15 protein-coding genes, 3 rRNA genes and 1 pseudogene are annotated in these 25,027 nt (G+C 68.9%); 12 read left to right on the forward strand and 7 right to left on the reverse strand.

Annotated elements, in window-relative coordinates; genetic code table 11:
• Positions 1-29: 29 nt before the first annotated feature.
• The 5 genes from K7396_RS22480 to K7396_RS22500 all read left to right on the forward strand — a co-directional run bounded on the left by K7396_RS22480 (position 30) and on the right by K7396_RS22500 (position 7,909).
• A complete protein-coding gene (locus tag K7396_RS22480) occupies positions 30-1,037 on the forward strand; it encodes a stage II sporulation protein M (RefSeq protein WP_086721640.1) in 1,008 nt (335 codons plus the stop codon).
• A gap of 742 nt (positions 1,038-1,779) precedes the next feature.
• Positions 1,780-3,308 (forward strand): 16S ribosomal RNA (locus K7396_RS22485).
• 305 nt (positions 3,309-3,613) lie between these two features.
• Positions 3,614-6,733: ribosomal RNA gene (locus K7396_RS22490) — 23S ribosomal RNA — on the forward strand.
• A 73-nt stretch (positions 6,734-6,806) separates the two neighbouring features.
• Positions 6,807-6,923: ribosomal RNA gene (gene rrf, locus K7396_RS22495) — 5S ribosomal RNA — on the forward strand.
• The 16S, 23S and 5S rRNA genes sit together here, the layout of an rRNA operon.
• A gap of 161 nt (positions 6,924-7,084) precedes the next feature.
• Positions 7,085-7,909 (forward strand): SDR family oxidoreductase, encoded by an 825-nt coding sequence (locus K7396_RS22500; RefSeq protein WP_152105188.1) that lies wholly within the window; start codon positions 7,085-7,087, stop codon positions 7,907-7,909.
• Between the two features lie 32 nt (positions 7,910-7,941).
• Here the strand turns inward: K7396_RS22500 and K7396_RS22505 are convergent, their stop codons facing one another.
• Genes K7396_RS22505 through K7396_RS22525 form a run of 5 tightly spaced genes read right to left on the reverse strand, consistent with a single transcriptional unit; the run spans position 7,942 to position 13,717 of the window.
• The gene (locus K7396_RS22505; protein ID WP_152105182.1) at positions 7,942-9,252 is read right to left on the reverse strand and encodes a DUF58 domain-containing protein; all 1,311 of its coding nucleotides are present in this window, start codon (positions 9,250-9,252) and stop codon (positions 7,942-7,944) included.
• 9 nt (positions 9,253-9,261) lie between these two features.
• Entirely contained in the window at positions 9,262-10,227 is a 966-nt protein-coding gene (locus K7396_RS22510; protein ID WP_086719448.1) for an AAA family ATPase, read from the reverse strand.
• A complete protein-coding gene (locus tag K7396_RS22515) occupies positions 10,208-11,437 on the reverse strand; it encodes a DUF4350 domain-containing protein (RefSeq protein ID WP_086719447.1) in 1,230 nt (409 codons plus the stop codon). Before K7396_RS22515 ends, K7396_RS22510 begins: the two co-directional genes overlap by 20 nt.
• Positions 11,434-12,108, reverse strand: coding sequence for a DUF4129 domain-containing protein (locus tag K7396_RS22520; protein ID WP_086719446.1), 675 nt, complete (start codon positions 12,106-12,108; stop codon positions 11,434-11,436). The genes K7396_RS22515 and K7396_RS22520 overlap by 4 nt, the downstream gene beginning before the upstream one ends.
• 22 nt (positions 12,109-12,130) lie before the next feature.
• A complete protein-coding gene (locus K7396_RS22525; RefSeq protein WP_086719445.1) occupies positions 12,131-13,717 on the reverse strand; it encodes a DUF7544 domain-containing protein in 1,587 nt (528 codons plus the stop codon).
• 152 nt (positions 13,718-13,869) lie between these two features.
• Here K7396_RS22525 and mtnA point away from each other — a divergent pair, with 152 nt between their 5' ends.
• The 7 genes and pseudogenes from mtnA (at position 13,870) to K7396_RS22560 (ending at position 22,721) form a co-directional block, all read left to right on the forward strand.
• On the forward strand, positions 13,870-15,036 hold the full coding sequence (mtnA, locus tag K7396_RS22530; RefSeq protein ID WP_086719444.1) for an S-methyl-5-thioribose-1-phosphate isomerase: 1,167 nt from the start codon (positions 13,870-13,872) through the stop codon (positions 15,034-15,036).
• On the forward strand, positions 15,033-15,710 hold the full coding sequence (gene mtrA, locus K7396_RS22535; protein ID WP_086719443.1) for a two-component system response regulator MtrA: 678 nt from the start codon (positions 15,033-15,035) through the stop codon (positions 15,708-15,710). Before mtnA ends, mtrA begins: the two co-directional genes overlap by 4 nt.
• A 94-nt stretch (positions 15,711-15,804) precedes the next feature.
• On the forward strand, positions 15,805-17,826 hold the full coding sequence (gene mtrB / locus K7396_RS22540) for an MtrAB system histidine kinase MtrB (protein WP_086719442.1): 2,022 nt from the start codon (positions 15,805-15,807) through the stop codon (positions 17,824-17,826).
• Positions 17,816-19,699: pseudogene (locus K7396_RS22545) on the forward strand (LpqB family beta-propeller domain-containing protein); the annotation flags it as partial. The gene mtrB and the pseudogene K7396_RS22545, both read left to right, overlap by 11 nt.
• 321 nt (positions 19,700-20,020) lie before the next feature.
• Positions 20,021-20,746: a ComF family protein gene (locus K7396_RS22550; protein ID WP_086719440.1), complete on the forward strand. Its 726-nt coding sequence runs from the start codon at positions 20,021-20,023 to the stop codon at positions 20,744-20,746.
• A gap of 293 nt (positions 20,747-21,039) precedes the next feature.
• A complete protein-coding gene (gene hpf, locus K7396_RS22555) occupies positions 21,040-21,729 on the forward strand; it encodes a ribosome hibernation-promoting factor, HPF/YfiA family (RefSeq protein WP_086719438.1) in 690 nt (229 codons plus the stop codon).
• Positions 21,730-21,959: 230 nt separating this feature from the next.
• Positions 21,960-22,721: a response regulator gene (locus K7396_RS22560; RefSeq protein ID WP_086719437.1), complete on the forward strand. Its 762-nt coding sequence runs from the start codon at positions 21,960-21,962 to the stop codon at positions 22,719-22,721.
• A gap of 113 nt (positions 22,722-22,834) precedes the next feature.
• Here the strand turns inward: K7396_RS22560 and K7396_RS22565 are convergent, their stop codons facing one another.
• Positions 22,835-24,064 (reverse strand): winged helix-turn-helix domain-containing protein, encoded by a 1,230-nt coding sequence (locus tag K7396_RS22565; protein ID WP_086719436.1) that lies wholly within the window; start codon positions 24,062-24,064, stop codon positions 22,835-22,837.
• A 165-nt stretch (positions 24,065-24,229) separates the two neighbouring features.
• A complete protein-coding gene (locus K7396_RS22570) occupies positions 24,230-24,862 on the reverse strand; it encodes a GNAT family N-acetyltransferase (RefSeq protein ID WP_086719450.1) in 633 nt (210 codons plus the stop codon).
• Between the last annotated feature and the right edge of the window lie 165 nt (positions 24,863-25,027).

The raw sequence follows: 25,027 nt of genomic DNA on the forward strand, positions 1-25,027 counted from the left end.
ACCCACGGCGCTGCGAGGAGCGACACCCGATGGACCTCGATGTCTTCGTCACGGCCCACGGCGCCGAGTGGGACCGGCTCGACACCCTGCTCCACCGCAAACGGCGCCTCACCGGAGCCGAGGCCGACGAACTGGTCACCCTGTACCAACGCACCACCACCCACCTCTCCCTCCTCCTCTCCAGCGCCCCGGACCCGGTGCTGACCGGCCGCCTCACCTCCCTCGTGGCCCGCGCCCGCAGCGCGGTCACCGGCGCCCGCAAGGCCTCCTGGCGCGACGCCGCCCACTTCTTCACCACGGCCTTCCCCGCCGCGCTCTACCGCCTGCGCCACTGGTGGATCCCGACCGCGATCCTCTCCACCGCGGTCGCCGCCCTCCTCGGCTGGTGGATCGCCGCCCACCCCGAGATCCAGGCCGCGATCGGCGCCCCCGACGACCTGCGCAACATGACCCGCCCCGGCGGCGAGTACGAGACGTACTACTCCAGCCATCCCGCCGCGTCCTTCGCCGCCCAGGTATGGACGAACAACGCCCAGGCCGTCGCCCTGTGCCTGGTACTCGGTGCCTTCGCCGGCCTGCCCGTCCTGTGGATCCTCTTCCAGAACATGCTCAACCTGGGCGTCGGCATCGGCCTGATGTCCTCGGCCGGCCGCCTCGACACCTTCCTCGGCCTGATCCTTCCGCACGGCCTCCTCGAACTGACCGCCGTCTTCATCGCGGCCGGCATCGGTCTCCGCCTGGGCTGGACCGTCATCGACCCGGGCCCCCGCACCCGCCGGACCGCCCTGGCCCAAGAAGGCCGCTCGGCCCTCGGCGTCGCCATCGGACTCGCCGCGGTCCTCTTCGTCTCCGGCGCCCTGGAAGGCTTCGTCACTCCGTCCGGCCTCCCCACCTGGGCCCGCATAGGCATCGGCATCACCGCCGAAGCGGCCTTCCTCCTGTACGTCTACGTCCTGGGCGGCCGCGCCGTACGCGCCGGCGCCACCGGCGACGTGGACCTCACCGACCGCGAAGCCACTCTCCCGACCGCCGCGTGATGTGCATCGAGCCCCGCTGACCTGCTAATCTCCTCTCCGCCCCAGAAGCCCGTTGACACGAGCATCTGGGGGAGGTAGATTCGAACGGTTGCAACGAACTGGACAAGTTCAGGAGCGACGGGTAGTCTCTCCTCCGCTTCGGCCGGAATTTCCATTCGGCGAGGCGCAACCGACCGCATATCCGGAAGCCCCGGCCGATTTAATTCGACCGAATGCCTTCTGATAAAGTCGGAAAAGCCAAAAGGCAGCCCCCTCCGATGGGGATTCGGAAACGAATTCGGACCGGCAACGGAACGAAACGGATCTGATAGAGTCGGAAAGGCCGGAAAGCGAAAGCCGGACGGCCTGGCCCGCTCCAACAGGGCGCCGGAGACGGAAACGGATCTGGTAAGGTTGGAAACGCGAAGAAGCCGAAAGGCGGAAACGCACCGGCGAAAATCAGGACCGCGAGGATCTGATAGAGTCGGAAACGCAAGACCGAAGGGAAGCGCCCGGAGAGCCTGGTGAAACAGGCACAAAGGAAGCGTCCGTTCCTTGAGAACTCAACAGCGTGCCAAAAGTCAACGCCAGATATGTTGATACCCCGTCCGCCGGAACATTCCGGTGGATGAGGTTCCTTTGAAAAGCCCACCACGGCCCCATGGGTCGGGGTGGCACACACAGCGAGGACGCTGTGAACGACCGGACCTATTCCGTCTGGTTGTTCCGCTCTCGTGTGTGTTGACCCGATTACGGGTAAACATTCACGGAGAGTTTGATCCTGGCTCAGGACGAACGCTGGCGGCGTGCTTAACACATGCAAGTCGAACGATGAACCTCCTTCGGGAGGGGATTAGTGGCGAACGGGTGAGTAACACGTGGGCAATCTGCCCTTCACTCTGGGACAAGCCCTGGAAACGGGGTCTAATACCGGATACGACCTCCGACCGCATGGTCTGGTGGTGGAAAGCTCCGGCGGTGAAGGATGAGCCCGCGGCCTATCAGCTTGTTGGTGGGGTGATGGCCTACCAAGGCGACGACGGGTAGCCGGCCTGAGAGGGCGACCGGCCACACTGGGACTGAGACACGGCCCAGACTCCTACGGGAGGCAGCAGTGGGGAATATTGCACAATGGGCGAAAGCCTGATGCAGCGACGCCGCGTGAGGGATGACGGCCTTCGGGTTGTAAACCTCTTTCAGCAGGGAAGAAGCGAGAGTGACGGTACCTGCAGAAGAAGCGCCGGCTAACTACGTGCCAGCAGCCGCGGTAATACGTAGGGCGCAAGCGTTGTCCGGAATTATTGGGCGTAAAGAGCTCGTAGGCGGCTTGTCACGTCGGATGTGAAAGCCCGGGGCTTAACCCCGGGTCTGCATTCGATACGGGCAGGCTAGAGTTCGGTAGGGGAGATCGGAATTCCTGGTGTAGCGGTGAAATGCGCAGATATCAGGAGGAACACCGGTGGCGAAGGCGGATCTCTGGGCCGATACTGACGCTGAGGAGCGAAAGCGTGGGGAGCGAACAGGATTAGATACCCTGGTAGTCCACGCCGTAAACGTTGGGAACTAGGTGTGGGCGACATTCCACGTCGTCCGTGCCGCAGCTAACGCATTAAGTTCCCCGCCTGGGGAGTACGGCCGCAAGGCTAAAACTCAAAGGAATTGACGGGGGCCCGCACAAGCAGCGGAGCATGTGGCTTAATTCGACGCAACGCGAAGAACCTTACCAAGGCTTGACATACACCGGAAAACCCTGGAGACAGGGTCCCCCTTGTGGTCGGTGTACAGGTGGTGCATGGCTGTCGTCAGCTCGTGTCGTGAGATGTTGGGTTAAGTCCCGCAACGAGCGCAACCCTTGTTCTGTGTTGCCAGCATGCCCTTCGGGGTGATGGGGACTCACAGGAGACTGCCGGGGTCAACTCGGAGGAAGGTGGGGACGACGTCAAGTCATCATGCCCCTTATGTCTTGGGCTGCACACGTGCTACAATGGCCGGTACAATGAGCTGCGATACCGCGAGGTGGAGCGAATCTCAAAAAGCCGGTCTCAGTTCGGATTGGGGTCTGCAACTCGACCCCATGAAGTCGGAGTTGCTAGTAATCGCAGATCAGCATTGCTGCGGTGAATACGTTCCCGGGCCTTGTACACACCGCCCGTCACGTCACGAAAGTCGGTAACACCCGAAGCCGGTGGCCCAACCCCTTGTGGGAGGGAATCGTCGAAGGTGGGACTGGCGATTGGGACGAAGTCGTAACAAGGTAGCCGTACCGGAAGGTGCGGCTGGATCACCTCCTTTCTAAGGAGCATCTAGACGGCCGCAAGGTTGTCCAGAGCCACTACGTCGGCAAACGTCCGACGGTGGATAGCTCATGGGTGGAACGTTGACTATTCGGCACACTTGATTCTCTGGAAGTTAGTACTGCTTCGGCGTGGAACGCATCCGGGAGGTCGAGTGGGCCGGGCACGTTGTTGGGTATCTGAGGGTACGGACTGTTGAGTCTGGACCTTCGCGATGCCGGCCCCAGTGAACTCAGCCTTCGGGTTGGGGTGGTGGGTGGCTGGTCGTTGCTTGAGAACTGCACAGTGGACGCGAGCATCTGTGGCCAAGTTTTTAAGGGCGCACGGTGGATGCCTTGGCACCAGGAACCGATGAAGGACGTGGGAGGCCGCGATAGGCCCCGGGGAGCTGTCAACCGAGCTTTGATCCGGGGGTGTCCGAATGGGGAAACCCGGCAGTCGTCATGGGCTGTCACCCGCTGCTGAACACATAGGCAGTGTGGAGGGAACGCGGGGAAGTGAAACATCTCAGTACCCGCAGGAAGAGAAAACAACCGTGATTCCGGGAGTAGTGGCGAGCGAAACCGGATGAGGCCAAACCAGTTACGTGTGATACCCGGCAGGGGTTGCGTGGCTGGGGTTGTGGGATCTCTTTTCTGCAGTCTGCCGGCTGTGGGACGAGTCAGAAACCGTTGGTGTAGGCGAAGGACATGCGAAAGGTCCGGCGTAGAGGGTAAGACCCCCGTAGCTGAAACATCAACGGCTCGTTTAAGAGACACCCAAGTAGCACGGGGCCCGAGAAATCCCGTGTGAATCTGGCGGGACCACCCGTTAAGCCTAAATATTCCCTGGTGACCGATAGCGGATAGTACCGTGAGGGAATGGTGAAAAGTACCGCGGGAGCGGAGTGAAATAGTACCTGAAACCGTGTGCCTACAAGCCGTGGGAGCGTCGCACAAGGACTTGTCCTTGTGTCGTGACTGCGTGCCTTTTGAAGAATGAGCCTGCGAGTTTGCGGTATGTTGCGAGGTTAACCCGTGTGGGGAAGCCGTAGCGAAAGCGAGTCCGAAGAGGGCGTTGAGTAGCGTGCCCAAGACCCGAAGCGGAGTGATCTAGCCATGGGCAGGTTGAAGCGGAGGTAAGACTTCGTGGAGGACCGAACCCACCAGGGTTGAAAACCTGGGGGATGACCTGTGGTTAGGGGTGAAAGGCCAATCAAACTCCGTGATAGCTGGTTCTCCCCGAAATGCATTTAGGTGCAGCGTCGTGTGTTTCTTGCCGGAGGTAGAGCACTGGATAGGCGATGGGCCCTACCGGGTTACTGACCTTAGCCAAACTCCGAATGCCGGTAAGTGAGAGCGCGGCAGTGAGACTGTGGGGGATAAGCTCCATGGTCGAGAGGGAAACAGCCCAGAGCATCGACTAAGGCCCCTAAGCGTGTGCTAAGTGGGAAAGGATGTGGAGTCGCAGAGACAACCAGGAGGTTGGCTTAGAAGCAGCCACCCTTGAAAGAGTGCGTAATAGCTCACTGGTCAAGTGATTCCGCGCCGACAATGTAGCGGGGCTCAAGCACACCGCCGAAGTCGTGTCAATGCAGTAATACTCCTAACGGAGGCTGTGTTGGGTAGGGGAGCGTCGTGTGCCGGGTGAAGCAGCCGTGGAAACGAGTTGTGGACGGTTCACGAGTGAGAATGCAGGCATGAGTAGCGATACACACGTGGGAAACGTGTGCGCCGATTGACTAAGGGTTCCTGGGTCAAGCTGATCTGCCCAGGGTAAGTCGGGACCTAAGGCGAGGCCGACAGGCGTAGTCGATGGACAACCGGTTGATATTCCGGTACCCGCTTTGAAACGCCCAATATCGAATCCATTAATGCTAAGGCCGTGAAGCCGGCCTGGAGTCTTCGGACGAAGGGACGTGGTGGAGCCGCCGATCCAAGGTGGTAGTAGGTAAGCGATGGGGTGACGCAGGAAGGTAGTCCAGCCCGGGCGGTGGTTGTCCCGGGGTAAGGGTGTAGGGCGCTGTCTAGGCAAATCCGGACAGCTTGAAGCCTGAGACCTGATGCCGAGCCGATTGTGGTGAAGTGGATGATCCTATGCTGTCGAGAAAAGCCTCTAGCGAGTTTCATGGCGGCCCGTACCCTAAACCGACTCAGGTGGTCAGGTAGAGAATACCGAGGCGTTCGGGTGAACTATGGTTAAGGAACTCGGCAAAATGCCCCCGTAACTTCGGGAGAAGGGGGGCCATTGCTGGTGATGAGTCTTGCACTCTGAGCTGGTGGTGGCCGCAGAGACCAGCGAGAAGCGACTGTTTACTAAAAACACAGGTCCGTGCGAAGCCGTAAGGCGATGTATACGGACTGACGCCTGCCCGGTGCTGGAACGTTAAGGGGACCGGTTAGTCGACCTTCGGGTCGGCGAAGCTGAGAACTTAAGCGCCAGTAAACGGCGGTGGTAACTATAACCATCCTAAGGTAGCGAAATTCCTTGTCGGGTAAGTTCCGACCTGCACGAATGGCGTAACGACTTCTCGACTGTCTCAACCATAGGCCCGGTGAAATTGCATTACGAGTAAAGATGCTCGTTTCGCGCAGCAGGACGGAAAGACCCCGGGACCTTTACTATAGCTTGATATTGGTGTTCGGTTCGGCTTGTGTAGGATAGGTGGGAGACTTTGAAGCAATCACGCCAGTGGTTGTGGAGTCATTGTTGAAATACCACTCTGGTCGTGCTGGATGTCTAACCTGGGTCCGTGATCCGGATCAGGGACAGTGTCTGGTGGGTAGTTTAACTGGGGCGGTTGCCTCCTAAAGGGTAACGGAGGCGCCCAAAGGTTCCCTCAGCCTGGTTGGCAATCAGGTGTTGAGTGTAAGTGCACAAGGGAGCTTGACTGTGAGACTGACGGGTCGAGCAGGTACGAAAGTAGGGACTAGTGATCCGGCGGTGGCTTGTGGAAGCGCCGTCGCTCAACGGATAAAAGGTACCCCGGGGATAACAGGCTGATCTTCCCCAAGAGTCCATATCGACGGGATGGTTTGGCACCTCGATGTCGGCTCGTCGCATCCTGGGGCTGGAGTCGGTCCCAAGGGTTGGGCTGTTCGCCCATTAAAGCGGTACGCGAGCTGGGTTTAGAACGTCGTGAGACAGTTCGGTCCCTATCCGCTGTGCGCGTAGGAGTCTTGAGAAGGGCTGTCCCTAGTACGAGAGGACCGGGACGGACGAACCTCTGGTGTGCCAGTTGTCCTGCCAAGGGCATGGCTGGTTGGCTACGTTCGGAAAGGATAACCGCTGAAAGCATCTAAGCGGGAAGCCTGCTTCGAGATGAGGGCTCCCACCCCCTTGAGGGGTTAAGGCTCCCAGTAGACGACTGGGTTGATAGGCCAGATATGGAAGCCCGGTAACGGGTGGAGTTGACTGGTACTAATAGGCCGAGGGCTTGTCCTCAGTTGCTCGCGTCCACTGTGTAGGTTCTGAAGTAACGACCTGTGTCATGTCCGGGTTGATATCTTCATAGTGTTTCGGTGGTCATTGCGTTAGGGAAACGCCCGGTTACATTCCGAACCCGGAAGCTAAGCCTTTCAGCGCCGATGGTACTGCAGGGGGGACCCTGTGGGAGAGTAGGACGCCGCCGAACAATCATTGTGGGGAGGCCCCGCACCGTATGGTGCGGGGCCTTTCTGCGTTCCGGGCCCATTCGACCCGCGGCCGTAGGATCCGGCTCCTGAGCGGGACCTTTTTACGTGATGCAGCCGGCGTCGGGTGGTGAGTGGCCTACGGTGGGGCGCCATGAGCGCCATGAGGGTCCTGATCATCGGCGGCAGTGGGTTTCTTGGGACGGAACTTGCGCGTCGGGCGACCGCTGCCGGCTGGGATACGGCTGCGACGTACTGTTCCCGTCCCGGCGACCTTTCCGGGGTTGCGTGGTACCAGCTCGACCTTCGCATGCCCGAGCACATTGATGAGGTGTTGGCTGCGGTTGCCCCCACTGTCGTCATGAATGCGACGAGCGGAGGGAGCGACTGGGCGGTCACCGCTGACGGCTCGGTTCATGTGGCGATGGCTGCGATGAGAAGGGGCTGTCGGCTGGTCCATGTCTCCAGTGATGCCGTGTTCTCCGGTTCGCGGATTCACTATGACGAGGCTTGTCAGCCCGACCCGGTCACCCCGTATGGCGCGGCAAAGGCGGCCGCTGAGACCGCTGTGCGACTCCTGGTGCCGGGCGCTGCGGTTGCCCGCACGTCATTGATCATCGGGCACGGAGGTTCCGGGCATGAGCGCATGGTGCATGCTCTGGCTACCGGTACTGGAGAGGGAGTCCTGTTCACCGATGACTTCCGCTGCCCCGTCCATGTCGACGATCTGGCCCGTGCTTTGTGGGAACTCGCGATGTCCGAACAGGCCGGGATGTTCCACCTCGCGGGGGCGGATGCTCTCAGCCGTCACGAACTCGGCGTGCTCATTGCCCAACGTGATGGGCTCGATGCGACCCGGCTGGCTGCTGGGTGCCGGGCGGACGCCCGTATCCCCGGGGCTCTCGACGTCCGTCTCGACAGCAGGGCCACACAGCGGCGGGTACGTACACGGCTGCGTGGAGCCCGGGAGTTCCTCCGAGTTCGGTAGGACGGAGGTGTGGGCTGGTGCCGGGCGCGGTGTTACAGGCGGCCGGCGGACTTCAGGGCGAGGTAGGCGTCGGCGAGGTCGGGGGCCAGGTGGGTGGGGGTGGAGTCGATGACGGTGATGCCGTGGTGGCGGAGGCGGTCGGCGGTGCGGCGGCGGGCGGCGTGGGTCTGTTCCGCGGCGGCGGCCGCGTAGACGGCCTGCGGGGTGTGACGGCCGGCGGCCATTTCCTCGATGCGGGGGTCGGCCACGGCCGCGACGATGAGTTCGTTGCGCTGGGTGAGGCTGGGGAGGACGGGCAGCAGGGCCTCCTCCACGGGAGCTGCGTCCAGGCCGGTGAAGAGGACGATGAGGGACCGGCGCCGGGTGCGGCGGTGGATGGTGGCGGCCAGGCCACGGGCATCCGCCTCGACCAGTTCGGATTCGAGGGGTGCCAGGGCCTCGGTCAGGGCCGGGAGGACGTCGCGGGCGGTGCGGCCCTGAACGGAGGCGCGTATGCGGCGGTCGTAGGCGAGCAGGTCCACGCGGTCGCCGGCGCGGGCGGCGAGGGCGCCCAGCAGCAGGGCGGCGTCCATCGAGGCGTCGAGACGGGGGATGTCGCCGACGCGGCCGGCGGAGGTACGGCCGGTCTCCAGGACGAGCAGGATGCGCCGGTCGCGTTCGGGGCGCCAGGTGCGGACGGCGAGGTTCTGCCGGCGGGCGGTGGCGCGCCAGTCGATGGAGCGGGTGTCGTCGCCGGGCGTGTAATCGCGGAGGCTGTCGAACTCGGTGCCCTCACCGCGGGTGAGGACGCTGGTGCGACCGTCGAGTTCACGGAGGCGGGCGAGCTTGGCGGGGAGGTGCTTGCGGCTGGTGAAGGGGGGCAGGACGCGCAGCGTCCAGGGGACGTGCCGGCTTCCCTGCCGCGCGGCCAGGCCGAGCGGTCCGTGGGAACGGACGGTGACGCGGACCGCGTGGTGATCGCCGCGGCGGGTGGGGCGGAGCGTCGTGGTGAGGCGGCGGCGTTCGGCGGCGGGGATGCGCACGGTGTGGCGGGACGCGGGGACCTCCGTGCCGGGGTGGAAGGAGCTGGGGGGCCAGGCGTCACGGATCTGGGCACGCAGGGTGCGGCGGCTCGGGTTGGTGACGGTGAGGTGCGTGGCGGCCTCTCCCGTTAGTCGAACTGTTGTGTCACCGGTTCGGGTGATATGGAGCTTTCGCACTGGCGCGGCGAGTGCGAGATCGCACAGGATTGCTAGCAGCAAGGCGAGTTGGACGGTGAGGATGCCGAGCCAGCTGGGCAGCACGAAGCCGACGAAGAGGGCTCCAAGTGCGGAGATGAGGGCGGTGCGTCCGGTGAGGGCCACGGTGTCGTCTCAGCGGGGGACGGGGAGATGAGCGAGAACGGCGTTGATCACGGAGTCTGCGGTGACTCCTTCCATCTCCGCTTCCGGGCGGAGCTGGACGCGGTGGCGGAGCGTGGGAAGGGCAAGGGCCTTGACGTCGTCGGGGGTGACATAGTCGCGGCCGGTGAGCCAGGCCCAGGCACGTGACGTGGAGAGCAGGGCGGTGGCGCCTCGGGGGGAGACGCCGAGTGAGAGTGAGGGGGACTCGCGGGTGGCACGGCAGATATCGACGATATAGCCGGTGACTTCGGAGGAGACGGCGGTCTTGGCGACCGCGGCCCGGGCGGCATCGAGGTCGGCGGTCGAGGCGACGGGGCGGAGCCCCGCGGCACCGAGATCGCGTGGGCTGAAGCCGGCGGCGTGGCGCGTGAGGATGTCTATCTCGTCCTGGCGGGCGGGAAGCGGCACCGTCAGCTTCAGCAGGAAGCGGTCGAGTTGGGCCTCGGGGAGCGGATAGGTGCCCTCGTACTCCACGGGGTTCTGGGTGGCGGCCACCAGGAACGGCTCGGGGAGGGGACGGGCCGTGCCGTCGACGGTCACCTGCCGCTCCTCCATGGCCTCGAGCAGGGACGCCTGGGTTTTCGGAGGCGTGCGGTTGATCTCGTCGGCCAGCAGGAGGTTGGTGAAGACGGGGCCCGGCTGGAAGGAGAACTCCGAGCTGCGGGCGTCGTAGACCAGTGAGCCGGTGACATCGCTCGGCATCAGGTCGGGGGTGAACTGGACGCGTTTGGTGTCGAGTTCGAGGGCGGCCGACAGGGCGCGGACGAGCAGGGTCTTGGCGACGCCGGGGGCGCCTTCGAGAAGCACATGACCGCGGCAGAGGAGTGCGACGACCAGCCCGGTGACGGCGGGGTCCTGGCCGACGACGGCCTTGGCTATCTCGGTGCGCAGATCCTCCAGGGAGGTTCGGGCGCTGTCAGCGGTCGGGGTGCTCACGGGGGGCGTGCCTCTCTTGGGAAACGATCGATGATTCGAGTGCGTCGAGTTGGTCGGCCAAGTGCACCAGGGCCTTGTCGTCCGCGGGAGCAGTGCCGAAGAGCAGGACAGGGAGGTCTGCTCCGGCGCCGGGGGCGGAGGCCAAGTGGGCGTGGACGGCAGGCAGGAGGATGTCGGCAGTGTGGGCGTGCGCCGAGGACACTCCGAGGAGGGGGGCGAGGCGCGTGCGAGTTGCGGAGCGCAGCACGTCAGCGGCCCGGTCGCGGGCGTTGGCCTGCTCGTAGAGGCGGGCGTGGCCTTCGGTGGTCTCGGCGGCAGGGACGGTGACGGGGAGCTTTTCCGCGACCAGGGGGCCGAGGCGACGGGCGCGCCACAGGGCGGTGAACACGGCGGCGAGAACGAGCTGGAGCAGGGCCCAGCGCCAGCCGGAAGGGATGAGGCCGAAGAAGCCGGGCTGGTCGTCCTGAGCGGATGACGGGTCGCTCACGGAGGGGAGGTACCAGATCAGATGCTTGTGCGTGCCGAGGAGTTGAAGGGCGAGCGAGGCGTTGCCGTGCTCGGCGAGATGGTGGTTGTAGAGGAGGTCGGCGGAGCCGAGGAGGACGGTGTCGCGGGCGCTGCCGGGGGCCGGCAGGCGCAGCAGGGAGGGGCGGCCGCCGCCGGGGTAGCAGCGGTCGGCTCCGGTGACGTCGGTGACGTAGCGGAGGCCGCCGAGGAGGACGCTTCCCGCGCGGCGGGCCTCGGGCAGGGCACAGGAGGGCGGGCGTACCGAGACACCGGCGGGGGACTTCACCCGGACACCGGGGGCGAAGGTTTCGAGGGGCGCCGCGCCAGGGGCGAGCAGAACGGTGCGGCCGGGAGTGTGGGAGGTCGCGGTGTGCAGGCCCGTCAGCTGATCAGGCGTCAGCACGTCGGGGTCGGTGACGAGCAGGGTGGTGCCGGGGCCGGCCGCCGCGGCTGCCTCCTCGGAGGTGGTCACGACCTGGGTGGAGACGCCCTGGGCGGCGAGGAGTTGGGAGAGGGCCCGGCTCCCCGTCCGGTCCGCGGAGCGGGGGTCGAGCCGTCCGTGCTGTTCGCCGGACTGCAGGGCGCCCAGGACCACACCGCTGACGACGAGCAGGAGGAGCGCGAGCAGCGGGCCGCGGGACCGGGCCCACGGGCCACGAGCGGTGCGCGCGGGCGCAGGGGCGGCCTGGGCGGTCGTCGTCATCCGTGGCTCCCGGTCGGGGTGGTGGCCAGGGCCGGCTTGGCGTGCTGCAGGTCGGTGTCGAGGGCGGTCAGGAGGGTGTACGCCTCTTCCGTTCCGGGGCGGCCGCCGTATGTGACGTCGTCGAAGGTGCGGGCCGCGGTGCGGAGCCGGTCGGCGTACGCGGGAAAGGCCCGGCCGGCTTCGGCGGAGGCTTCGTCAGCGGTGCGGCCGGGGCCGGGAGTGAGCAGTGTGCGCTCTTCCAGGGCGAGGACGAGGGCGCGCATGCGGTCCTGGATCGCCTGGCTCCAGTGGGCCTCGGCGGCGTGCCGGGCCGCGGCTGAGCGGTGTTCGGCGGCGGTACGGGGTGTTTCGGTGAAGAGCGTGCCCCCGGTGGTCGGGGTGCGTCGCACCGCACCGAGCCGCAGCCGGAGGGCGACGAGCAGCAGAACGACGAAGGCGGCGATGGCCAGGAGCCCGATCCAGCCTCCCGGTGTGGTGCCGGCGGCCGCGGTGAAGAGGTCGTCGATGCGTGCCCAGAGCCAATCGAGGGCCTGCTGGACCGGGTTGGGGTCGTGCTGGTGGTACCGGGGATCGGACAGCTCGCGTTCCGCCGCCTCGCGGGCGGGGACGCGCGGAGTCCGCACCGGTATGTCGTCGTCGGAGCGCGCCATGAGGCGTCCGAGCGCGGTCATGTTCCCCCCTCTGGTCACCGCATCAGCTTCCCGGCGCGGTGTCGTCGGGGCGCGGCCCGTCGGCGGGTGTGGTGCCGGTGGCCGTGGCGTCCGCGGGCGCCGAGTTGCCGGTGGCGGTCGTGCCCGACTGGGGGGTGTCTGCTTCGGTGCCGTCCTTCGGCGAGCCGCCTGTACTGGGGCTGTCCGGCGAGGAGTTGCCGGCCTCCGCTCGGTCCGCAGGGGCGTCGGCGGGGGCCGGAGCGGCAGCGGTGGGCTGAGGGCCGGCGGTCGCGGGAGCGGGGGTGGCCGGGGACGTGGCGGGAGCGTCGGAGTCGTAGCCGGGGAGGCCGGCGGCGCGGGCGAGTTCGAGGTCGAGTGCCTCGCGGCGGATGCGCTGGTCCACGTACAGGAGCGCGGTGACGCCGGCGGTGATCGGGAAGGTGATGGTGGAGCTGATGACGGCTCCGATGCCCAGCACGATCAGGAACGACCAGCCGGTGGTGTTGCTGGTGCCGTTCGCCCAGTCCATGAGGCTCTCGCCGCCGACGAGGAAGGCGACGATGGTGGCCGGGATCTGGATGATGAACTCGACGATGCCCACCAGGAGGAAAGCGAGGAGCTGCACCCCCAGTACACGCCACCAACTGCCCCGTACGAGCTTCGCGGAGCGGCGCATGGCGGGGATGACGCCCTGCTTCTCCAGCATCAGGGCGGGAGAGGCGAGGCTGTAGCGGACGCCCAGCCAGACACTCACCACGCAGGCGGCCAGCCCGCCGAGCAGGGTGAGGAGCAGGCCCGCTTCCAGCGCGCCGGTGCCGGTCGCGATGAGGATCAGGCCGGGAGCCATGCCGACCGTGACGATCGCCATGATGATCAGGGGCAGCAGGACGAGCAGGCCGAGCAGGCGGGGGAGTTGGGGGCGTGCGTCCCGCCAGGCTTCCCCGGCGGTCACCGAGCGGCCCAGGACGGCACGGCTCACGACCATGGTCAGGAGCCCGGTGACGACGATGGTGGCGAGGAGCCCGATCGCCGAGGTGATGCCGCTGGCGGCGAGCGAATTGCCCATGTCCTGCAGCGTCTGGCGGAGCGGCGGAACATTGTCGCTCGACAGCGAGGGCTCCCGGCCGGAGCCCTGGAACCAGATGCCGGTGACGGCGGTGATGGCGGTCTGGGCGACGATCGCGACGATCAGCGAGATCCCGAGGACCGTGCGCCAGTGGGCACGCATGGTGGCGACCGCGCCGTCGAGGATCTCACCGACGGCCAGCGGGCGCAGCGGGATGACGCCGGGTTTGGCGGCCTGCGGCACCGGTGCCCAGGCGCCGCCCCAAGGGGGCTGGTTGCCGGGGTGGCCGCCCCACTGGCCGGAGGGACCGCCCCAGCCGGGACCGCCCGCTGCGGGCGACGAGGCACGGGCGCGGCCGCCGGTCCCGTGGGGGCCGCTCTGGCCGGGGATGCCGGCGGGGGCCGACCACTGGCCGGAAGGCGGCTGTTCCTTGGACCAGTTCGGTGGGGGCGACTGCTCGCCGGAGCCGTTCTGGTCTTCCTGCGGGGGCTGCTCCTGAGTGCCGCGGCCCGGCTCGTCGGAGGAGGCGGATCCGGGCGAAGCCCAGCCCGGAGAGTTGTTCATCGTCGCTCCTTCTTGCTGCCCGTCCGCCGGGGCGGTCGGGGTCCGGGGTCCGCGGTGGCAGTCATCGTGTCATGGCTGTCGCCGTTGTGTACCGGTGCCCGGAGTGCGAGGAGACCTTCTGCTGGAGGGGCGATCGGCGGCAGACTGAACGAATGGGCGATCAGTACGAGGTATCCGAGGCGGGCGTCGAGGCGCTCACCATTCCGGCGTTGCGCTGGCAGGAGCCGCCCGAGGGGCCCGTCGTGGTCCTCCTTGATCAGACCCGGCTGCCGGTCGAGGAGGTCGAGCTTGTCTGCACGGACGTCCCGGCGCTGGTGCAGGCGATCCGGACGCTGGCCGTGCGCGGGGCGCCGCTGCTGGGCATCGCCGGCGCCTACGGCGTCGCGCTGGCCGCGGTGCGGGGCTTCGACGTGGAAGAGGCGGCGGAGGCGCTGGCGCAGGCCCGGCCGACCGCGGTCAATCTGGGCTGGGGCGTACGGCGGGCCGCTGCCGCGTACCGCGCCGCCGCGGCCGGGGGACCCGATGCCCAGGCGGCAGCGGCGCTGGCCGAGGCGCGGGCCGTGCACGACGAGGACATCGAGGCCAGTGCGCGGATGGCGGCGCACGGGTTGGAGCTGCTGGGCGAGCTGCTGCCGGGCGGCGGTCACCGGATCCTCACGCACTGCAACTCCGGGGCACTGGTGTCCGGGGGCGAGGGCACCGCCCTGGCGGTGGCGCTGGCGGCGCACCGCGCCGGTGAGCTGCGCCGTCTCTGGGTGGACGAGACGCGGCCGCTGCTGCAGGGAGCGCGGCTGACCGCCTACGAGGCGGCCCGGACGGGTATGGCGTACACGGTGCTCCCGGACGGCGCGGCAGGGTCGCTGTTCGCCGGGGGCGAGGTGGATGCGGTGCTGATCGGCGCGGACCGGATCGCGGCGGACGGATCGGTGGCGAACAAGGTCGGCAGCTATCCCCTGGCGGTCCTGGCGCGGTACCACCACGTTCCGTTCGTGGTGGTGGCCCCGACCAGCACAGTGGATCTGGAGACCGAGGAGGGGTCGGACATCGAGGTGGAGCAGCGGCCGGGGCATGAAGTGACGGAGTTCTCGTTGCCGTATGCGCAGGGGCCCGGGGCGGAGGCGGGCACCGGTATACCGGTGGCTCCGCTGGGCGCACAGGCCTACAACCCGGCCTTCGACGTCACTCCGGCGGAGCTGGTGACGGCGATCGTCACGGAGGCCGGAGTGGTGTCGCCGGTGACCCGGAACGGGCTGGCAGAGGTGTGTTCCACATCACGATGGAGTAAGTCACGATCAGGTAATGGGATGATGGCCGAATGAAGGGACGCGTCCTGGTCGTCGATGACGACACCGCACTGGCGGAGATGCTCGGCATCGTGCTGCGCGGCGAAGGCTTTGAGCCGTCGTTTGTGTCGGACGGTGACAAGGCCCTTGCGGCCTTCCGCGAGACCAAGCCCGATCTTGTCCTGCTCGACCTGATGCTGCCGGGCCGGGACGGTATCGAGGTGTGCCGGCTGATCCGGGCCGAGTCCGGCGTACCGATCGTCATGCTGACCGCCAAGAGCGACACGGTGGACGTGGTGGTCGGGCTCGAATCGGGCGCGGACGACTACATCGTCAAGCCGTTCAAGCCCAAGGAGCTGGTGGCCCGTATCAGGGCGCGCCTGCGGCGTTCGGAGGAGCCGGCGCCCGAGCAGCTGGCCATCGGTGACCTGGTCATCGATGTGGCGGGCCACTCGGTGAAGCGCGAGGGGCAGTCGATCGCCCTGACCCCGCTGGAGTTCGATCTGCTGGTGGCGCTGGCGCGCAAGCCGTGGCAGGTGTTCACGCGCGAGGTGCTGCTCGAGCAGGTCTGGGGCTACCGGCACGCCGCCGACACCCGGCTGGTCAACGTCCATGTGCAGCGGCTGCGCTCCAAGGTCGAGAAGGACCCGGAGCGGCCGGAGATCGTGGTGACCGTGCGTGGGGTCGGCTACAAGGCCGGGCCCAGCTGAGATGACCCGGGACGGTTCGGCCCCGGAGGGAAAGCGGGGGCGCGCCGTCGGCCCGGCGGGTGATATGTCCTTTTCGGGGAGGGTGTGGGCCTGGTTGCTGCGCGGTGGGCAGCTGCTGCCCGACGGCGCGGTGAGCGGTCCGGTCCACCCCCTGCTCCGGCTGTTCAGCCGCTGGGTGCGGCGGCCGCTGCTGCCGGCCCTGCGGCTGTGGCGCCGCAACATCCAGCTGCGGGTGGTGGCGACCACGCTGCTGATGTCGCTGGCCGTGGTGCTGCTGCTCGGTGTGGTGGTCGTCGGCCAGGTCCGCAACGGCCTGCTCACGGCCAAGGCGCAGGCCGCGCAGAGCCAGGCCGTGGGCGGCTTCAGCGTCGCCCAGAAGATGGCCGACGGCGCCGACGACACCCGGCCCGACGACACCGCGCGCACCGGCAACCGCGGCACCCAGGACTCCGCGACCTGGCTGACCGGCCTGGTCGAACAGCTCGCCAGCGGCGGGCAGGGCGTCTTCTCCGTCGTGGCGCTCAGCTCCGACTCCGACGAGCCGTTCGGCGACTCCAGCCCCGGCACCCGTGGCCCGCGCGCCTCCGGCGACGTCGATCCCGAGCGGAGCGTGCCGCCCGAACTGCGGCGGAAGCTGGAGACCAAGTCCGGGACGTTCCGCCAGTACACCGAGATCAAGCGCATCGGGTCGGACGACGGCGTGTCGGCGCTGATCATCGGCAAGCGGCTGAACGACGTGAACAGCAACCAGTACCAGCTCTACTACCTCTTCCCGTTCAGCCAGGAGGAGGAGTCGCTCAAGCTGGTCACGGGGACGCTGGCGACCGCCGGTGTCTTCGTCGTCATCCTGCTCGGCGCGATCGCCTGGCTGGTGGTCCGGCAGGTCGTCACGCCCGTACGGATGGCCGCGGGGATCTCCGAGCGGCTGGCCGCCGGCCTCCTCCAGGAGCGGATGAAGGTCACCGGCGAGGACGACATCGCCCGGCTGGGCGAGTCCTTCAACAAGATGGCGCAGAACCTCCAGGTCAAGATCCAGCAGCTGGAGGAGCTCTCGCGGATGCAGCGCCGGTTCGTCTCCGACGTCTCGCACGAGCTGCGTACGCCGCTGACGACCGTCCGGATGGCGGCCGACGTCATCCACGACGTGCGGGACGAGTTCGACCCCGTCACCGCGCGCTCCGCCGAGCTGCTGCGCGGCCAGCTCGACCGCTTCGAATCCCTGCTGGCGGAGCTGCTGGAGATCAGCCGGTTCGACGCCGGGGCGGCCGCGCTGGAGGCCGAGCCGATCGATCTGCGCGATGTGGTGCACCGCGTCATCGAGGGGGCCGAGCCGCTCGCCGAGCGCAAGGGCACCCGGATAGTGGTGCGCGGCGCCGAGCAGCCCGTGATCGCCGAGGCCGACACCCGCCGGGTGGAGCGGATACTCCGCAATCTCGTCGTCAACGCCGTCGAGCACGGCGAGGGCCGTGACGTGGTGGTCCGGCTGGCGTCCGCGGGCAGCCGCAGCGGCGGCGCGGTGGCCGTCGCGGTGCGTGACTACGGTGTCGGCCTCAAGCCCGGCGAGGCGGCCCGCGTCTTCAACCGTTTCTGGCGGGCGGACCCGGCCCGGGCCCGGACGACCGGCGGTACGGGCCTGGGCCTGTCCATCGCCGTCGAGGACGCCAGGCTGCACGGCGGCTGGCTGCAGGCCTGGGGGGAGCCGGGCGGCGGCTCGCAGTTCCGGCTGACGCTGCCCCGTACGGCCGGTGAGACGCTGCGCGGGTCCCCGATCCCCCTGGAGCCGGAGGACTCGCGGCGCCACCGCGGACTGGACGGGACGGGGCAGCCGAAGGCCGGGGCGGAGCACAAGACGTCCACGATCCCGGTGCAGGCGCGTGCCCCGGAGGCGGGTGACATGGCGGTTCCGGCTCCGGAGCCGAAGGTGTCCTGGCCGGCCGTCGACCCGGTGGCGCTGCCCGGAAGCGGCGCCCGTGTGGTGCCGCGGAGCGGGGGCGTACGGAGCGAAGAGGCGGCGCACGGCGACAGCGCGCGCACCGATGAGCCGGACCGCGAGGGCGGGACCGAGCAGGAAGCCGAACGGGGCGTGGATCGGGAAGGCGGGCTGCGTGGGAACTGAGCGCGGAGGCGAGCGCGGGGAGGGCACCGGGTCCCGTGGGCGGGCTCGCAGGGGAGCCGGGCCGGCGCGGAAGGCGCTGCTGCTCGGCTGTGCGGCGGCGCTGCTGGCCGGGTGCGCGTCCATGCCCGACAGCGGCGACGTCACGGCCGTCGACCAGTCGCCGCGTTCCGAGGGCGAGTCGCAGGTGCGGGTCTACGGCGTTCCCCCGCAGGACGGCGCGCAGCCGACCAACATCGTGCGCAGCTTCCTCGACGCCACGACCAGTGACGAGGCGGACTTCCGTACGGCCACCCAGTACCTGGCCAAGTCGGCCAGGCGGACCTGGCGGCCGTTCCAGGTGACCAATGTGCTCCAGGAGCGCCCGAAGCCCGAGCCGAAATCCCTGCCCAACCGGGAGGACGCGAACGGGTACACGGTCACCCTCTCCGGCAGCCAGGTGGCGGCGGTGGACGACAACCACGCCTACACCCCCGAGGAGCGGCCGTACCGCCAGACGATCCACCTCATCAAGGAGGGCGGCCAGTGGCGCATCGACCGGCTGCCCAACGGGCTGGTGCTCGGGCTGTCCGACTTCCAGCGCATCTACCGCTCCGTCAACAAGTACTACTTCGCGTCCTACAACTCGGAGTCGGGGGAGCCGAAGGCGGGCCGGAACGTGCTCGTCGCGGACCCCGTCTACCTGCGGCAGCGAATAAAGCCGATCACCTCCAGCGTGGAGGCGCTGCTGTCCGGGCCGACCGACTGGCTGAACCACGTGACGACTTCGGCCTTCCCGACCGGCACCCGGCTCGCCGCGCACGACCTGGCGCTGGACGACTCCAACGCGCTGCGGGTCAAGCTCAGCAAGGGTGCGGTGAACACCGACGCCGCGCAGTGCAAGCAGATGGCGGCTCAGCTCTTCTTCACCGTCCAGGACATGACGCGGGCTTCGAAGATCAGTGAGGTGGAGCTGGAGGACGACAGCGGCAGCGCGCTGTGCGCGCTGTCCCAGGAACAGGCCGAGCGCGACTTCGCGCCGTCCCCGACCATCGGGGGCTCGGGCAAGGAGTACTTCATCGACGCCGACCACAAGGTCGTCGGCATGTCGGACTCGGCCACCGAACCCATGCCGGTGCGCGGGCCGTTCGGCACGGGCAAGACCCCGCTGCGCTCGGTCGCCATCTCGCGCGGCGAGGACACCGCGGCCGGTGTGTCGAGCGACGGCCGGTCGTTGTACGTGGCGGCCTTGGAAGACGGCATCGGGCGCGGTGATCCGCTGCTGACCAGTACGGGCGCGGCCAAGAACCCCGATACGGGGCTCACCACACCGAGCTGGGACGGCCTGGGCGATCTGTGGATCGCGGACCGCGACGCGCACGGCTCGCGGCTGCTGCGGCTGCGCGAGGGCAAGGGTGCCCCCGAGAAGGTGGCGGTGCCCGGCCTCGGCGACCGGCGGATCAAGGCGATCAAGGTGGCCGCCGACGGCATCCGGATCGCGGTCCTGGTGGAGGACAAGGGCCGTACGACGCTGCAGCTGGGCCGGGTCGAGCGTGGCGGGAGTTCGGCGCATCCGGAGCTCTCCGTGCAGGAACTGCGGCCGATCGCACCTCAGTTGGAGGACGTGGTCGCCGCGTCCTGGGCGGGCGGCAGCCGGCTGGTGGTCGTCGGGCGGGAGTCCGGCGGAGTCCAGCAGATGCAGTTCATGGAGACCGACGGCTCGGCGTCGAACGCGCAGACCCTGCCCGGCGTCAACGGCGTCATCGCGGTGGCGGCCTCGGAGGACGAGACCAGGCCGTTGATCGCCGATGCCACGGAGGGCATCGTGCGGCTGCCTCCGGACGCGAACTGGAAGACCGTGGCGAAGGACGGGACGGCGCCGGTCTATCCGGGGTGAGCGGTGGCCGGGTGCCGTGGGGATCGGCGGCCGGTGACCCGTGATGGGTGCCGGGGCAGGCGGCCGGGCGCGTGATGGAGGCTTCTGCCCGGGACCGGGCGGCCGGGACCGGGCGGCCCTCGGCCGCCGATCCCGCACGGCATGCGGCTGATCCGGTCCGCGCTGCGCTGTCCCGTACCGCTGACCTCCGGTTCTGCTTCCGCTGATCTTCGGGTCCGCTGCCCCGCCCGTCCACAGGGGCCCGGTTCCGGGGACCTGCAGCTCCGCGGCCGGTTGTCCACAGGGGTGGTGACCGGGCGTGGACGGCGGGACAGTGGAGTCATGCAGGGGGTGTGGCGCGAACTGGCCGGTCTGGTGCTGCCGGTCGACTGTGCGGGGTGCGGCCGGCCGCGTACGGAGCTGTGCGCACGGTGCCGCCGGGCGCTGGCCCGCGACGGGCGCGGGCCGCGGCGGGTGCGACCGTGGCCGGTCCCGGCGGGCCTGCCGCGGGTGTGGGCCGGGGCGCCGTACGCCGACGAGGTGCGGGCGGTGCTGCTGGCACACAAGGAGCGGGGCGCCCTGCGGCTGGCCGGGTCGCTCGGGGAGGTGCTCGCCGGGGCCGTGCGGGGGCTGTGCGGCGGGAGCCCCCAGCTGCTGGTGCCGGTGCCTTCGGCCAGGAGAGCCGTGGCCGGGCGGGGCCATGACCCGGTGCGCAGGACGGCGCTGGCGGCGGCGCGGGAGCTGCGGCGGTCGGGCGGGGCGGCGCGGGTGCTCGCGGTCATGCGGCAGCGTCGTGCGGTGTCCGACCAGGCGGGGCTGAGTGCCCGGGAGCGGCTGGCGAACGTCGCGGGTGCACTGGAGGTGCCGGGTGCGTCCGGCAGGCTGTTGACGGGGCGGTCAGTGGTGCTGGTGGACGATCTGGTGACCACGGGGGCCACCCTCGCCGAGGCGGCCCGGGCGGTGAGGGCGGCCGGCGGCCGGGTCACCGGGGCCGCGGTGGTGGCCGCGCCCCGCAGCGCTTTCGCCCTTGAGGAGGCGGCCGCGGTGTCTTTACCACGCGGTGGGTAGGCGAGGAGGAAAAGTCACCCAAATGGAGCCGAGGGCTCCGAGGGGGTGCCGACATCCGTCCGGGAGAGCTATGTTCGGTTGTGAGGACTTGGCGGGTGTTATGCCTCGGATGTCGCGATGAATGCGTTCAGGGGCAATTGAGCCGACCCTGAAAACGGGGGAGTGGAGAGCTGGTCGTCGGGGGAGGAGGAGGTGAAAGTCGCCAAGTCCGAGGCTTCGGCAACCACCGGAGCCTGGTGCAAGAAGGAATTGCTCCGCCTGATGAGCGGGGCGATCCGGGAACGGAGTTCTGCGTGGACATCGTCGTCAAGGGCCGCAAAACAGAGGTGCCCGAGCGGTTCCGCAAGCACGTGGCCGAGAAGCTGAAGCTGGACAAAGTCCAGAAGCTCGACGCCAAGGTGATCAGCCTGGACGTCGAGGTGTCCAAGGAGCCCAACCCGCGGCAGGCCGACCGTTCCGACCGAGTGGAGATCACCCTCCACTCCCGTGGCCCGGTGGTCCGGGCCGAGGCCGCCGCAGCGGATCCGTACGCCGCGCTGGATCTGGCCACCGCGAAGCTCGAGGCGCGGCTGCGCAAGCAGCACGACAAGCGCTACTCGCGTCGCGGCAACGGCCGCATCCCGGCGAGTGAGGTCGCCGTCAGCGTGCCGGACGCCGCGAGCCTGAACACCAACGGAGAACTGGCCGCCGCCGAGGCCGGCCAGACGGTGCCGACCACGAAGATGGGCTGCATCGACGTCCAGGGCGAAGGACCCCTGGTCGTCCGCGAGAAGACCCACTCGGCCGCGCCGATGCTGCTCGACCAGGCGCTCAACGAGATGGAGTTGGTCGGGCACGACTTCTACCTCTTCGTCGACGCCGACACCAAGCTGCCGAGTGTCGTCTACCGGCGGCACGCCTATGACTACGGCGTCATTCACTTGAACCCCGACTTGTTCGGGGGAGAGGAGCCCGGCGGCGCAGGCGGCGCGCTGGGTGGCTGAACCCCGTCCGCTCGGTGCCCCCGGCGTACGCCGGGGGCACCATCGTGCCCGGAGGAGGCAGGAGTTGAAGCCGTATAGTCTTTGTGCCGGCCAGGGAGTATGTGGGCGCGAGACGGCGACATGCCGGGGAGACGGTCGTATGGCTTTGATCGGGTCGGCAGGGGGCTGTTGTCAACCAGCCTTATGCGCAAACTCCGGCCGTGTGGCCGAGTAGTTGACGGGGAGGACCAGTGGGGGACAGTTTTGGGCCCGTGCGCGGCACCGCGGACGACGGCCACAGTGCTGCCGGGGGTGACGACGGCACCGACCGGACCCTCAGCGTGCCGCGCCAGGAGCCGATCCGGGTCCTGGTCGTGGACGACCACGCGCTCTTCCGGCGGGGCCTGGAGATCGTGCTGGCCCAGGAAGAGGACATCCAGGTCGTCGGCGAGGCGGGGGACGGCGCGGAGGCGGTCGACAAGGCCGCGGATCTGCTGCCCGACATCGTGCTGATGGACGTGCGGATGCCCAAGCGCGGAGGGATCGAGGCGTGCACCTCCATCAAGGAGGTCGCCCCCAGCGCGAAGATCATCATGCTGACGATCAGCGACGAAGAGGCCGATCTCTACGACGCGATCAAGGCCGGCGCCACCGGCTACCTCCTCAAGGAGATCTCCACCGACGAGGTGGCGACCGCGATCCGCGCGGTGGCGGACGGCCAGTCGCAGATCAGCCCGTCGATGGCGTCCAAGCTCCTGACGGAGTTCAAGTCGATGATCCAGCGCACGGACGAGCGCAGGCTGGTGCCCGCGCCGCGGCTCACCGACCGTGAACTGGAGGTCCTCAAGCTGGTCGCCACGGGCATGAACAACCGCGACATCGCCAAGGAACTCTTCATCTCCGAGAACACGGTGAAGAACCACGTCCGCAACATCCTGGAGAAGCTGCAGCTGCACTCCCGGATGGAAGCGGTGGTGTACGCGATGCGGGAGAAGATCCTCGAAATCCGGTGAGCGGGCCCCGCCGTGGTGGCGGGTGGTCCGGTGGGCGACAGCGCGGTGCCGGGCGGAGCGCCGCGCCGTGGTGACCAGGCGCCGGGCGGCCCCCGGAGTCGTCGGCCGATGGCCTACCCGTCGCTCGTGCGGGTGAGTTCCGTGCGCAGGGCGGTGGCCAGCTTCGGGTCGGCGCAGCGTTCCACGCGTACGTCGTCGCAGCCGACCCAGCCCGCGGCCTCCCGGAGGGCATGGGCCATCGGGGTGACGGCCTTGGTGTCCCGCATCGAGACCTGGCGGGCGACGAGGGTGGTGCCCTCGCGCGCCGGGTCCACCCGGCCCACCAGCCGGCCTCCTGCGAGCAGCGGCATCGCGAAGTACCCGTGGATCCGCCGGGGGCGCGGGACATACGCCTCCAGCCGGTGGGTGAAGCCGAAGATCCGCTCCGTGCGCGGCCGGTCCCAGATCAGGGAGTCGAAGGGCGAGAGCAGGGTGGTGCGGTGCCGGCCGCGGGGCGGGGCGGCCAGGGCGGCGGGGTCGGCCCAGGCGGGCTTGCCCCAGCCCTCCACCTCGACCGGGACCAGCCCGGAGTCCGCGATCACGGCGTCGACCTGTTCGGCCTTGAGGCGGTGGTAGTCCGCGAGGTCGGCGCGGGTGGCCACCCCCATGGCGGCGCCGGCCTGGGCGACCAGGCGGCGGATGCATGTGGCGTCGTCCAGGTCGTCGTGGAGCAGGGCGTCGGGGACGGCGCGTTCGGCGAGGTCGTAGACGCGCTTCCAGGCGCGGCGGCGGGTGCAGACCACCTCGCCGGTGTCCAGCAGCCACTCCACCGCGATCTTGGTCTCGGACCAGTCCCACCACTCCCCGCCCTTCCGGCCGCCTCCCAGCTCCGAGGTGGTCAGCGGGCCGTCGGCCTTCAGCCGGTCCAGGACGGCGGCGCAGGAGCGCGCGGAGTCCTCCATGACGTGCCAGCGGTGGCCCTTGGCACGGCGGGCGCGGCGGCGGAAGGCGAAGTGCGGCCACTCCTCGATGGGCAGGATGCAGGCCGCGTGTGACCAGTATTCGAAGCTGTGGGGGCGCGGCGCGGGAGCGTCCGGGGGAGTGGTGGTCCAGTAGGCGGCCTCGACGGCGGTGCGGCCTACGGCGCCGAGCCGGGCGTAGGGGACCAGCTCGTGGGAGCGGGCCAGCACCGAGATCGTGTCCAGCTGGACCGCGCCCAGATGCCGCAGCACCCCGCGCACACCCGCCCGGCGGTCCGGGGCGCCCAGCAGGCCCTGGGCCCGCAGCGCGATCCGCCGGGCCTCGTCGTGGGACAGGGCGGTCACGGGCTGCGGGCCAGGCGTGGGCTGCGTCACGGCGGTCATGGGGCACAGCGTAGGGGCGGGCACTGACAACGGCCCCGGGCGCGGGAATCACTGCTGGTGGCGGCGGTGCCCGGACCCGGGGGAGGCGTCCGGACGTGGCGCGGCGGGCGGCCCGGAGCGGCTCGCTCGGCAGGTGCGCGGCCGCCCCGGTGCCGCCGCCGGTGCTCAGCCGGGGAAGGGCAGGTACGGCGTCGCGTCCGGACGGCGGATGCCGGCGGAACCGGCCGGTGCGGGCTCCTCGCGGTCCTCGGGCAGGTCGGACGGGAGCAGGGAGCCGATCCAGACGTCCCGGCGGGTGCCCCCGCGCACCAGCTGGGCGCGCAGAGTGCCCTCCATGCGGAAGCCGAGTCTGCGGGCCACCGCCCGGGAGCCTTCGTTCCCGGCCTCCGCGTGCCACTCCAGGCGCTCCACGCCCAGCTCGCGGAAGGCCCAGCGCAGTACCGCGCCGGCCGCCTCGACGGCGCAGCCCCGGCCGCGATGCTCCCTGGCGGTCCAGTAGCCCAGCTCGGCCTGCCGTTCGGGGGTGTGCAGCCGGTCGAGACGTACCAGGCCCGTCGCGCCCACCAGGGAACCGTCCGCCCGGGAGACGACGGCGAAGTGGTACGCGGTGTCGTCGCGCCAGCTCTCGGGGACGACCGTGCCCACGAAACGCTCCGCGTCCCCGACCCCGTACGGTGAGGGGACACTCGTCCAGCGCGGAATGCCGGGGTCCTGGCACGCGGCGTGCACCGCGGGCGCGTCGCAGGGCTCGAAGGGACGCAGCACCAGGCGCTCGGTGGTGAGGGTGACGGGCTCCATGGCGTGAGTCTGCAAGGCGGCGGCCGGCGTGGCGAAGGGTTTTCCGCGGGATTCCCCGCGGCCGCCCGGCACCTTCTCGCGGCCTCGTGCGTTCACGCTGGGGAGGGGGCAGTGGGGTTCGCTGCGGCGTACCTCCCGGCGCGGCAGCGTCCTCCTTTACGATGG

The organism is Streptomyces angustmyceticus, from assembly GCF_019933235.1.
Lineage (GTDB): Bacteria > Actinomycetota > Actinomycetes > Streptomycetales > Streptomycetaceae > Streptomyces > Streptomyces angustmyceticus.

What these genes read in the sequence shown, in the direction of transcription:
- K7396_RS22480 (WP_086721640.1), top strand. Translation starts at nt 30, where the DNA reads ATGGACCTCGATGTCTTCGTCACGGCCCACGGCGCCGAGTGGGACCGG.
- K7396_RS22500 (WP_152105188.1), top strand. Translation starts at nt 7,085, where the DNA reads ATGAGGGTCCTGATCATCGGCGGCAGTGGGTTTCTTGGGACGGAACTT.
- K7396_RS22515 (WP_086719447.1), bottom strand. Translation starts at nt 11,437, where the DNA reads ATGACGACGACCGCCCAGGCCGCCCCTGCGCCCGCGCGCACCGCTCGT.
- K7396_RS22520 (WP_086719446.1), bottom strand. Translation starts at nt 12,108, where the DNA reads ATGACCGCGCTCGGACGCCTCATGGCGCGCTCCGACGACGACATACCG.
- K7396_RS22525 (WP_086719445.1), bottom strand. Translation starts at nt 13,717, where the DNA reads ATGAACAACTCTCCGGGCTGGGCTTCGCCCGGATCCGCCTCCTCCGAC.
- mtnA (WP_086719444.1), top strand. Translation starts at nt 13,870, where the DNA reads ATGGGCGATCAGTACGAGGTATCCGAGGCGGGCGTCGAGGCGCTCACC.
- mtrA (WP_086719443.1), top strand. Translation starts at nt 15,033, where the DNA reads ATGAAGGGACGCGTCCTGGTCGTCGATGACGACACCGCACTGGCGGAG.
- K7396_RS22550 (WP_086719440.1), top strand. Translation starts at nt 20,021, where the DNA reads ATGCAGGGGGTGTGGCGCGAACTGGCCGGTCTGGTGCTGCCGGTCGAC.
- K7396_RS22565 (WP_086719436.1), bottom strand. Translation starts at nt 24,064, where the DNA reads ATGACCGCCGTGACGCAGCCCACGCCTGGCCCGCAGCCCGTGACCGCC.
- K7396_RS22570 (WP_086719450.1), bottom strand. Translation starts at nt 24,862, where the DNA reads ATGGAGCCCGTCACCCTCACCACCGAGCGCCTGGTGCTGCGTCCCTTC.